The 12,501-nt window shown below is 33.8% G+C and carries 5 protein-coding genes; all 5 read left to right on the top strand.

Annotation, left to right across the window (positions count from 1 at the left end; translation table 11 throughout):
- Window positions 1–4 precede the first annotated feature (4 nt).
- The 5 genes from ABJ974_RS09055 to ABJ974_RS09035 all read left to right on the top strand — a co-directional run bounded on the left by ABJ974_RS09055 (window position 5) and on the right by ABJ974_RS09035 (window position 12,379).
- The gene (locus ABJ974_RS09055) at window positions 5–6,175 is read left to right on the top strand and encodes a hypothetical protein (protein WP_419867922.1); all 6,171 of its coding nucleotides are present in this window, start codon (window positions 5–7) and stop codon (window positions 6,173–6,175) included.
- 15 nt (window positions 6,176–6,190) lie between these two features.
- Entirely contained in the window at window positions 6,191–8,308 is a 2,118-nt protein-coding gene (locus tag ABJ974_RS09050; protein ID WP_419867921.1) for an exo-alpha-sialidase, read from the top strand.
- A 5-nt stretch (window positions 8,309–8,313) separates the two neighbouring features.
- Entirely contained in the window at window positions 8,314–10,437 is a 2,124-nt protein-coding gene (locus tag ABJ974_RS09045) for an SGNH/GDSL hydrolase family protein (RefSeq protein WP_419867920.1), read from the top strand.
- 25 nt (window positions 10,438–10,462) lie between these two features.
- On the top strand, window positions 10,463–10,642 hold the full coding sequence (locus ABJ974_RS09040) for a hypothetical protein (protein ID WP_419867919.1): 180 nt from the start codon (window positions 10,463–10,465) through the stop codon (window positions 10,640–10,642).
- A gap of 138 nt (window positions 10,643–10,780) precedes the next feature.
- On the top strand, window positions 10,781–12,379 hold the full coding sequence (locus tag ABJ974_RS09035; RefSeq protein WP_419867918.1) for a right-handed parallel beta-helix repeat-containing protein: 1,599 nt from the start codon (window positions 10,781–10,783) through the stop codon (window positions 12,377–12,379).
- The last annotated feature ends 122 nt before the right edge of the window (window positions 12,380–12,501 follow it).

Raw genomic sequence — 12,501 nt, 5'->3', positions numbered from 1 at the left:
AACAATGAGTTTTTTTAAATATCATAATTATAATACACCCAGAGCGCAGGTTTATTTTTCTCATAAGGGAGAAGGTACGGATCATGTATTTCAGGTAGGAGAATTACTAGGTGCCGGCTTGATTACCGTGCTAGATCAGAATGGAATTTTACAATGGAATAAAACTTATTCCTATCAGGGAATAGGTATTGTATTTAAAAAGATCATCAGTTTTGATGGTGATTATATTATATTGGGACATCTGCTTACCAAAGCACCTGTTTTACTCAGAATAAGTGCAAACGGAAGTGTAGTTTGGTGCAAAACTTTTCCAGACATCAATACAGAAGAAAATAAAATATTTCTCGATTCCTATCTCAATGAAAACCTGTTTCTTGGATATTTTGACAGCAATACCCAGACCAGTGGAGTTTTATCTCTGAATAAAAACGGAATTGCTCTTAAAAAAAGAGGAATTGTTAACAATACAAATAGTATTCTGGAGATCAATGGTTTACTCGTACATAATAGTGAGGTCTATATTTGTGGAAATGAGTCTGCTAATGGGGAAACTATCGGAACTTATTTAAAAACAGAGTTAACACTAGATACAATTACTTCAAAACAGACCACTTTATTTGACGGCTCTACTTATTTACCCTTAGACGGAATCTATTCTCGTAATAATAATGTTTATTTATCGGGAACCTGGAATAATAAACCCATAGTAATTATTGAAGGAGATCAAATGGGTATTTCTTATGACAGCTACATTGGATTGAAAACCCGGTTTATTTTTGGTCCTGATGCTTTTTATATCTATAATCAGAATAAAGAAATAACTAAATCCGATTATAGCTTTGCCCATGAATGGACAAAGAAAATGGATGTAATGTCTTTTGCCATCGATCAGGTTATGGATAATCATCTGGTAATTACCGGATATGATCAATATAATGTATTTTATTCCGGATATATAGAAAATAGCATTGATAATTGTAAGTCACTACCCACAACTAAGATAGAATCCAATTTTTTTGAGTATCTCGCCACTAATTCAAACCATAATTTTGAGGATTTAAATTATACAAAACCTGTTCTGGATCTTACTGTCGAAGATGTTTTTTATAATAACGAAAATGTTTGTAATTCCGGAGGAATATCTATTGATTTTAATGATAATTCGGGCTTACAAACCCCTGGTTTTTACCTTCAGGCAGCAGGTTCTTCAGGAATTGACAGCCCAAGAGGAGTTTATTTACGATGGAACTTTGGAGGCCAGCTAGGGGAGAACCATTTGCCCAAAGGGAACTTGGCCAATAATACAGTAAATTATAATAAGCCGGAAGATTTTGTAAAAATATATAGAACACCTTATATAAAATCGGTATTTAAACTGGATTTCTCAATACCACCCCAGTTGATAGATGATACGCAGAAGTTGTGGGTATACAAGTTTAATAATAATACCAGGATCATTTATGTTTATTTCAGGAATAAAGAAGTATATAGCCAGGTAAGACAAAATATCAACCCTCTTGTTGAACCTCTCAAATTTGTTGAAAGTTATGGTAGCAGTCTTATAGAAGTACATTGTAAAACAGATCTTCTATTTGCGGCGCATATCAATCTTACTTATAATGGTGATGATCCATATCTTGAGCTTGAATGTCTTTCCGTATCTGAAAATAATAATACGATTAATCAGCAATATCTCACTTATCGTAAACGATACGATCAGAATGATATAAAAGATAATTATTTTAATGCCGAGAATGGTAAAACAATACGTTTCCGGACAGAGAACTGTTGGGCTTCTTCGGTTAATATAGAATTTTATTCTGATTTTATCAGTAGTAGGAATCAGGATCAGGCATGGGAATTAATAGGAAATTTTGGATTAACCGATAATAGTGCTGAAGCTTTTGAAAGATTAGATCCTATACCCGGAAGTAATCCTGTAAATGGATCATGGCTCCGTTATAATGACAATGCTTATGTAAATACTGATAATTATAAAGCCAAATGGGAGCATCAGCCTCAAGGTCCTTTGGATAGAGACATAGTTACCGTTATTAGACGGTATATAGAGCTAAGTGATCAGCAACCTAATCCAAAAGCTAACGAAACTATTGATTTCAATTTTTCACCGGAAGATACAGGTTCATATGTTACATTGTCTACAGATCCTCCTGAACCGGGAGCAACTGAGATATCAAATTTGGAAATTCTTAATATAGCTGCATTAGATTATCATATAGCAAGGATGTTGGGATTGGGATATCTGGATATTGGTCGGGATACTATGCATGATGAGTTTATTTATATAGCAGAATATTATACCAATAAAAATCTGGATATAGCATTGCATGAGAAAACATTCCAGCTTTTATCCATGTCATTACCGGTATCAAGTCAAATTGAAAGACTTAGTTTGCCTGTTGATCTTTTGAGTCTTGAGAAAGGGATTGGGGGAAGCAATTCAACCAACCTATATAATAATGAAGGATATTCTCAAGACGGAAAATATCGATATATAAGTATTTATAACCATCAGATTCCTGAATATGAAGTTAATCCGACATTTTTTTCTTCAGCGTATCCTTTTGATGCTTCATCGTTTACCAGTCCGGTATATGCTGGATTAGAATACAGGTTAATAGAACCGGGGCAAACAGATGATTTTGTATGGAAAAAACCGGAACTCTCTCACGATACCCAATATCTGAATATAGATAGTTCGCCGGATTCTTATGAAACTCTTCCTATTCAGATTCCGGATACGTATGCTCCGCTTTATATGCATAAGCAGGAAAAAAGTGGAAAATATTTTTATAAAGGCTATGGTATAAACTGGTTTTCAAGAGCCCAGCTGGGGCAGACTGAATTATCTGTTGAAACAGAAATCAAACCCTATAATAAATTATTGCCACCTTCCGGGGTAACTGCTTTTAATATTCAAAAAGAATATCCGTTAACCTTTACCTCTCAAAATGAACAGAACCGCATACAGAATATAACAGATGATGATAAAACACTGGTAAGGCTTACTTTTGATTACCACATCTATCAGGACGAAATAGGATATATTATCCCTTTTGATTCTCCTGTACAGGATCAGGAATATCTTGATGATCCGGACTCACTTTTTCCTGATAGTAAGGAAGTATTTGCTGATGAGGTAGAAATTTATTTCAGGGATTATCCTCCAAGGGTAATTTCAGCAAAAGCTTTTCAGGTAATTCCTCATGACACGAATCAACTCTTAGCTATTATTAAAACTAAAGATTATAATGTGCCAAGCTCTGGAGCAACAGTAGCAAGTCCACAACCATCTATTTCTCAAACTACCTTTACATCTGAAATTCCGGTAGGAAGTACAATCAGTGATTTTATAGGAGGAATATTTTTATTGGATTCTGACAGTTATATTATTCATGAGATCATTCAGGATATAGATGGGCTCACTTTTACTGTATTTAAAAAAGCTGCAAGTGAGGCAATTCTGGCAGGAATAACTAACCCTGTAATAGATCAGTCCAATCTTAGCCTACCATCGTTAAACATCTTTAATGAAGGATTATTCAGTGCTACAGAAAATTTACAGAATACGCCTGCGTGGGGAAGTAGTAATCCCAATTCATTAAAGGTTAAAATAGGCACTACTGACTGGAATGTACATAGAGAAATCATTAACATACCACAATCCAGTGGTTCACCACAGCGATATCTTGAAAAGAGCAGAGGTTTTTGGAAAAAAGCTATCGTAAATAAACATTTTGAAACAATTACTCAATATCAGAATAGTCAGGACAATATAATTACATTTCCAGCTGATTATCCTAAAGTTCATCAGGGTATTTATAAAATCACTTTTCCGGGATTTCAATTAAATAACCATTCCCAGTACTACGCTGATTCTCATTCAGTAGATTGGTTTAATGGTATTGTAAGACTTTTCACGAATGAAAGTTATAATAATGGTTCTTTTATTGATTCGCGTTCCATTTTTAAAATAATCAGAACAGAAAATATAGGAGAGAATAATGATCTGATCATCTATTTTTATGACGAAAATTTTAAAATTAAAGAAGATGATCAATATAATCCTATATTTCATGAAGACGGACAGGCATTCCCCGCAACGGCAACGGACCCTGTTATAGGTAATGATATTTGGGTAAATTACTATCCTTCCTATAAAATACATTTATATAAAAATGTTGCTAATAATTTAATTGAAGATGCTATTTTACCTTCGGCTGATGAAGATGTGAGGTATTCCATCTTTGGTTTCCGTAGTGTTGATAATGATAATCAGGATATACAAGGAAATAAATATAAATCAAAATTCAGTATCCCTGCGTTAATGTTTGCGCATAGGGTAGTTGAACCAAAACAACCAAAACAACCTATAGGATCCAAGTATGCTACCCGGCCGGATCAATTTGGGAAAGCTACGTATAGCTTTATAACCGAATATAGTCACAAGCCGTATTCCGTACAGTTTTTCAGAGCTCATAATGCGCTTTTATTAGCAGCTTTATATGAACATGAAACTATAGAGCTTATTAAAGCAAAACTGAAGGAATTGGGAGGAGATGAGGAAGTTTTCTTTAATAACAGATGGAAGAATTTTGTAGACTTTGATATGCTAACTAATATATCAAGTACAACTTATGAAATTTTTCCAGATACAGGAGATATACAATACAGGCTTCCACAGCCTGATAATAAAGAACTTTTTAAGGCAATAAATGATTTTATTAAAAATCATAATCTGCATTATGGCTTAATTCCAGGAGAAGCAATAATTGATGAAAGTGATAGGGGAAAAATTGATTTTAATAAAGAACTGATTAAGGAAATACCCAATGTATCCGGCAGTCTCAGGTTCGGCCATTTTATAAAAGAAAGAATATCAAATTGTTTCTTACCACTTACCGAAGTGCCTGTTATATACCAGCATATTAAAAAATTGGATTTAACCCATCAGGATGGACATAGACCTGCCAATCGAAAGCAAAATATAAGGGATGTCAGCGGATATCTGTTAAGTTCTGATCATGCAGATTTTGATATGGCTCCTATGGCTGCTGTTTACAGTGAGTCTCCGAATCATAGTACCTTATTTACGGATTTTACTCTGGATGGGGGTTCTGATAATTTCTATTTCTATGGAGTAAGAGAACTGGGAAATCAAATGAGAATGGGCGAATTTAGTACCTTTTTAGGCCCCATACGACTTGTGAATACCAATCCAGCCGAAGCACCTAAAATATTGAGTCTTTTGCCTGTTGTGGAAAATATTACTTTAGGAATTAATGCAGGAGTGAGAATTGAAGTTAACCCATACCCTGAAGTACAGCATATTAATAAAATATTGATATACCGAGCAGCTAATAAGTTGGATGCGGAATCAATTCTAAGTATGAAACATATTAAGACTTTTAATATTGCTGATATTGAAATTGATTCTCTCAATCATACATGGGTTATAGAAGATGACCTCCAGGATTTGGAAAATAAGCCTTATGGAGATCTTCTTTTTTATAGGATTGTGGTATCCCGCAAAGTAGAATATTCCATTACAGATTATAATGTTTCTCCTCCGGTTTCACAGGTAATCGTAGAAGAAGCCCCTTCTCAGGCTTCTAAAATAGTAGTAACCACTTTAGTGGAAACATACAATCCTTCTACTCCTGTTTTAAGTTATTATTCTGAACCTATTGTATCGGATGTGTTAAATTGGGTAATAATTTCATGGGAACAGGTTTGTTATAAAGGTAAATATCATTTATATAAACTTAGTGACCAGGGTAATTGGAAGGAAATAGCAAGAATAAATACCGATAATAAAGATATATCGAAGGCAGGCTTATATCTTTTCGAGAATGACCCTTTAACCAACACAGAAGATTGGACTCTTAAGGGTACATTGGATCTGGCAGGCAATGAATTTTTTCTTCCATTGGAAAAATTAAATATGGATCCACTATCAATAACAGATAGTGAAGGTAATATCCGTTACCATCATTTCAAAGTAGTGGCGGAGAATACTTCTAACATGTTTAGTACGGAAGAAAGAATTTTAACCTTATATAGAGAAAACACCTGGACGGATATAGGAGGGATTTCATCTAACGGACTGGATGGAATGATCTTACAGGGAACTTTTATTGTACGACCTAACTAATTAAAACCATTCAAAATGGCAAAAAAATCCATCACAGAATTAAAAGAGTATTTTAAGGCAGGAAAAAGACCTACTGAAGGACAATTTGGAGACTTTATAGATAGTTATATTCATTTGGACGCTCTTATACTACCGGAAAATGTAGCCACCGTAGATAAGCCAGATTTATCTTTGGCGGGAAATACTTATACGAAGGAGCAAATAGAGGAAAAGTTAACGAACGTTTCCGGAAGTTCTTATTTGGGAGAATTACCCAAAAGTTTCTCTTTTCCCACTACAGGAAGCTATACTTTTCATCCGAATGAAACGGGTATATATATTATTAATGGTGTATCTCTTTCTGAGATTACTGATGATGATTTTAGCAATTATTCTGAGATTATCATCAGAGTAACTAATGGACTGCCTAATCTTGTAAAAGTTCCCAAGGCACAGTTGTCTGTAAAGAATGTGTTTGACCCGGTGGATAATGTGAATCCTGCCACTATGAAAAGTACGGATCTGTATTTGTTTGGGAACAATGTATCTGAAATTACAACTAACTATTTAATTGAGAAAGATCCGTCGAGGGCTACAGCTGCTCCCTATAGTACAATTCCCACGACTACTAATTACTGCTGGCTGTTTAATGATTTAGCAGTTAGAACGGAAAATAAAAAATATACGGCATTTACCATTTACATAGTTAAGGCGGGTAGAATAATATTTGAGAAATTTGCTGTATCAGGTACTGCTGCTACGAGGATAACTTATGAAGAACATATTATTGATTCTATAGGCTACCATGTAGTTTATATTGCCAGTGAAGAAATGAAAGTTCTCAAACCCAATGAAAAATATGGAGTGCGTATGTCCTCCAATTCGGGAATGTTTGGGTTTTTATTTGCCAGCCCGGAGGGATATAGTACCTATTTTACACAAACCACAGCAGCCAATTATACATTGGGAGTTAATAGAACCGATTTTATTGTTGCCTTTAAAGCTATTGAAGAAGGGCAAATTGTCCCGATTAAAGGTAAAGTTAATACTGCAATTGAAGATTATTTAAATAAAAAAGTAAATATTCCACTTTATACTCAGGTCTCTCAGATTTCTACAGAAGGTAGAACTAGGAATGATGGGGCATCTTTGTTTAGATTAAGTAACGGAACGCTTCTAAATATTTTTTCATCTTTTACCGGGGTGATTGAAAATGATAGTGATCCGTCTGTGGTAAGAATAAAAAGCTCTCTAAATAATGGGTACACCTGGGAAGATTATTCTGTTTTGCCTCTTACAGGAAGAGCTAATCAGGCTCCCGTTTTATATTACGTTGGTTCTACTTTACACTGTATTTATGAAAAGAAAATTTCGGTTTCACCTTTAAAAGCTTCCATATGCATGAGATCCTCTACCGATCAGGGTCTGACATGGGGAAATGAAACAGAGCTTTATAATAATGGGGGCTATGTGGTACAGGCATCAAGATCTCCTTATCTTCACAATGGTGTATTATTTTATCCATTTTCTGTTTTGATTTCCGGAAATGGAGGAGATACATCATCAACCTATCACGGTCGTTTATTAAAATCAACAGATGGAGGAAATACATGGGCTGATGGAGGAGTAGAAATTATAAGCACAACACCTATGAGTGTAGAAGGTGGCTTTTATACTAATAAAGCGGGAAACTTAGTCTATTATTTCAGAACCCGTGAGGGCGTTGTAAGGGGTCATATATCATCAGATCATGGGATTACATTTGGAGCCGGTCATACTATATTAGCAAATGTTCCAGGGACAATGTCTTCTGTCAAAAAGCTTAATAATTTCAACAAGTGGATTGCCGTGCATTCTAAAACTGAAAATACAGCCATAGCCATAGGAGGTTTTAAACAACGGAAAAATCTGCTTATAAGTACTTCGAATGACGGAGATACTTTTACTGTAAAAAAAGATATTATTATTTACTCCTTTAATAATGTGGATGTAGTTAAAGAACCGCAGATATGGGAGGATCGTCTGGCTGATGGGATATTCATTACGTACACTAAGCTGAAATTGAACCCTGGAAGTAATGATTCTGATCCGGGGACCGGACAGGATTATTACGATACTATTGTCTGCTTTGTTCCTTATAAAGACTTACTATAAGAATTATGGCAAAAAAAGCAATTACAGAATTAAAAGAATATTTTAAAGCAGGAAAAAGACCTACGGAAAATCAATTTGGAGATCTTATAGACAGCTTTATACATCAGGATGCACCATTACCGGAAAATGTAGCAACCATTGATACACCTGATTTGTCCTATTTAGGAAGTACTTATACAAAAGATCAGATTGAAAGTAAGTTGACTACTGTAGCTGGGACAGCTTATTTGGGAGAATTGCCAAAAGGTTATGCTTTTCCTGTAACGGGAAGCTATACTTTTCATCCCAGTGAAGCCGGAGTATATGTAATAAATGATATTTCTCTTCCTGAAATAACTGTGGATGATTTTAATACTTACCTGGAAATTATCATAAGGGTTACTAATGGAGTTGCCAGTTTGGTAAAGACTCCTAAACCTGCTTTGCCTATAGAAAATATATTTGATGCTACGGATGAGGTGAATACTTCTACTATGAAGGCTACGGACGATTATCTGAAAACTTTTGGATTAGGTATAGGAGAGAGAACGGAAATTACAGATAATACTTTTACAGATGGCTCCGTAGGAGCGAATGCCTCTTCCAATTTAGTTTTCATTAAAAAAATAACCTCCCCCGAAATTAATCTTAAAACTATAGTTTTTACCAATAGCAATATTACCAATACGAATGGATTTTACTTAATTCAATATAGACTAATTGGCGCTAATTATATTCAGATTGATAGCATAAATATGGCTACTGATAAATCATTTGACGTATCGGTATTTGATTTACAGATTGGAGATTATTTGGCAGTAAATACAAAAGAATCTAGTACCGGAACATACAGATATAAACCTAATTCTAGTTCTGGATATAAATTTAAATCTAAAGCCACACCTGGAGAAGATGTCAGTACTATATTACCATCTGCACTTTTAAATTATGCATATGAATTTTCTCTAAAATACATATATTTTATTCCTTCCTCGGGAATAGCATATATTCCTGATTATATTGAAAAAAAAATAGCTTACTCTGAGTCCGTGACATCAAGGAAAATAGGTAAAATCGTATATCAGAATTTTAGAAACTCCACAACTACCAATAATTGGACTTTATCTGGATTTTCTAGTACAGCAGAAGGATTAGTTTCTACTTCAACAGGGATAAATACTTATGCGGAATATCAGCAATATTCAAACCTTGATAGTTTCTCATCTAGTTTTAAGTTCAAATTAACTTCCTTAGGAGTTGTTCTTTTAACTAATCATCATAAAAAGAATACTCTTCCCGGCCATACGGTTACTTTTGATTTTATAAATAAAAATGTAAGAATTAATCAAGCTATCAATAGAAATGTGGTACCCACAACTATCTTGAAAACATTTAAAATGTCATTTAATCCAACAGTAGGGGAAACTGAGATCATCTACGTTAGAAATGGTATGAAAGAAAAATATATCATTAAAAACTCTGGATATGAAGATGTTTTTGAATATGATACCCAAGGTTCTGGAGGAACGACCGGTGCAGGATATGATAGATTTGGTATTACCTGTTATTCAGGAGCAATTACAGTTTTAGAAGCTTTTTATGGGAGTAATTTGCCGGCAGAACCAGATGTTTTGATTTTAGGGGATTCTATTGTAAATGGTGATACTATAAGAACATTGGATTCTGATTCCATGGGTAAAAGGTGGGCAGGCAGAATAGCTGGCAAAACATTAACAAGTATTGTTTCTTTAGGAGGAAATACAACAGCTGATTTTATAAGGGACAATCCTTTTTATTTATCATTATTTAGGCCTAAGAAAGTTATTTTCGGATTTGGAATCAATGACACCAACTATTCAAATTCTATTTCTAATATTGAGACTTTAAAAGCTGCATGGGAAGGTGTGGGGGCAGAAGTTATTCTCATCACTCTCCATCCTAGAGCAGACAGACTCCAGTATTGTGCTGATTTTTCTGACTATGTGAAAAATAGTAATATGAGGTATATAGACTATAGGAAAGTGCTTACTATTAATGGAGAAGGAACAGTTCTTAATACTTCTCTTTTATTAAGTGATAATTTACATCCTAATATTTTGGGACACAATTTGATAGGCCAGGAAGCTGCTTCTCTTTTGAAAGAATATTAAAATATTATAAATAAAAACACAAATTATGTCGAAAAAAAATATTACCGAATTAAAAGAATATTTTAAAGAAGGCAAAAGACCTACTGAAAATCAATTTGAAGATCTTATAGACAGTTTTATCCATAAAGATGCTTCCATATTGCCAGACAATATAGCTACAATTGACAAGAATGAAAAAAAAGGAAATACTTACAGTAAAATATAAATTGATAACAAATTAAAGATTTACCAGACTGCGGTAAAAGGGGAAGCTATACCCCCAAGTTATCCCACTCCTTATAATCCTACCGAATATCCGGACGGGCTATACGAGAAGTGGGATGTTACAGTAGAAGGAACATATGTGAATTTTTTGGATTTTAATAATAATCCTATTCATATAACAGCTTCTGATTTAGAAGATAATTTTGTGCAGATTTTTCTTTATAACGGTGTTGCGAAGAAAATAAAAACTCCTATTCCGGAAATTAATCAATCTCATCTGCAAAATATATTGAAAGAAAAGGGAATAATAGGGGAATCAGTCACATATCGTTTTAATGATAATTTTGATGATAATAAAGGTTGGAGTCCACATCCTACCTATCCCGTTATCCCCCATATTGAAAATGGAAAATTAATGTTAACATTTACTGCCGGCCAAAACCAAGGCATTAGGATGGCTTTATCAGGAATGGCTGTAGGAGTAAAAATGAATTTTAGAGTGACCTTAAAAAGAATTACCAATAATGGTTCAAAACTTAATATTGGAACATCTTTCGGAACGTCTACAACTAGCTCAGTTTATTCAGTAATTAAAGGTACATCAGAATACCTTACCTATCCTTTTTCAATTACACCTATAAATTCAGCATCCTCTACTCATCTGGTCATAGGTATGGCTGCGGCTAATAATTTTGGAGATACTTTTGTGATTGATTCCTTTATAGTGGATGAGGTAACTTCTACAGGAGCATCAGAATATATTAGCTTTTTAAAAGAAGTGAATAAAGGATATGAATCAGATTTGCAAAGTGCAATACTTAATGGAGATACTGTATTATTAAGAGCAAAAACATATGAAATTTCAAATTCTTTAAATATTCCTAATGGAACAATCGTCAAAGGAGTGAAAGGAAAAACAGTGATAAAATATAATGGAACAGGCGATTTGATTACGTTAGATGGAACAAAAGAAAATATTACTTTTGAAGATATTATTTTTGAAGGTTTAACCTTAAAAAAACCGACTACAATACAAGCATCTGATGTTAAAGTTCTGGCAGGGCTGGGTAATCAGAATGCTGTTAATCTAACGGGATATGCTAAAGACATATTTATTAACAGATGCGTGTTTAGAAATTTTACAGGTTGTGGAGTGAAATTATTCAATACCCAGAGTGGTAATCATAATCGTAGCATGAAAATTACAAATTCTGTTTTTTATAATAATTTTATGGGGTTATACCTGGGAACCAGGTCGGAATATCATCAGTTTTCAAATAATTCGTTTAATTATAACCAGGTTGGAGTCTGGGTTGAAGGAGGAAATAATTTTGGTGCAGTCAATCATTTTAATGCGAATAGTGTCGGAATTGTTGTTACAGGAATAAATGCTAATAATGACACTCATGGTTCTTTGTCTACTTGTACGGTTAATCATAATTTAAGTTATTCTCTCTTTGCTTTTAATGTTAATAATGGATTCACATTCAATGGATGTCATTTTTTTGAAAAACCAATTTACATTGAAAATAGTAGAGGAATAGTAATAACAGGAGGAGAGATCGCAGCTCCCATTCATTGTATTTCCGAAAATAAAGGATATAATATTATTTCCAATAACATCTTCTTTTCAAAATATGGTGCGGGTACAATAGTAGGAAGTCCTAAAAAATTATCAATGTCTGGTAACAGGACTTTGTCCGGAGGTAGTATGCCATCTATAAACAATAATATTTAATTGAAAATTAACAATATCCTTAAAAAAAAATAAATTGTAAGGAAGGTATATTCTAATATTTTATAATAATAAATCTACTTTTCCCAGAATAATTCCCAATATTTTTGGAAAAAAACCAACTT

It is taken from the genome of Chryseobacterium sp. CT-SW4, assembly GCF_048572715.1.
In the GTDB taxonomy this organism is placed as follows: Bacteria; Bacteroidota; Bacteroidia; order Flavobacteriales; family Weeksellaceae; genus Chryseobacterium.
Note: the sequence above shows the minus strand (reverse complement) of the source record. Positions and strands in the feature narration are given on the sequence as shown.

Excerpts from the sequence above, each read along its gene's own strand:
- ABJ974_RS09050 (WP_419867921.1), top strand. The coding sequence starts at position 6,191 with ATGGCAAAAAAATCCATCACAGAATTAAAAGAGTATTTTAAGGCAGGA.
- ABJ974_RS09055 (WP_419867922.1), top strand. The coding sequence starts at position 5 with ATGAGTTTTTTTAAATATCATAATTATAATACACCCAGAGCGCAGGTT.
- ABJ974_RS09040 (WP_419867919.1), top strand. The coding sequence starts at position 10,463 with ATGTCGAAAAAAAATATTACCGAATTAAAAGAATATTTTAAAGAAGGC.
- ABJ974_RS09045 (WP_419867920.1), top strand. The coding sequence starts at position 8,314 with ATGGCAAAAAAAGCAATTACAGAATTAAAAGAATATTTTAAAGCAGGA.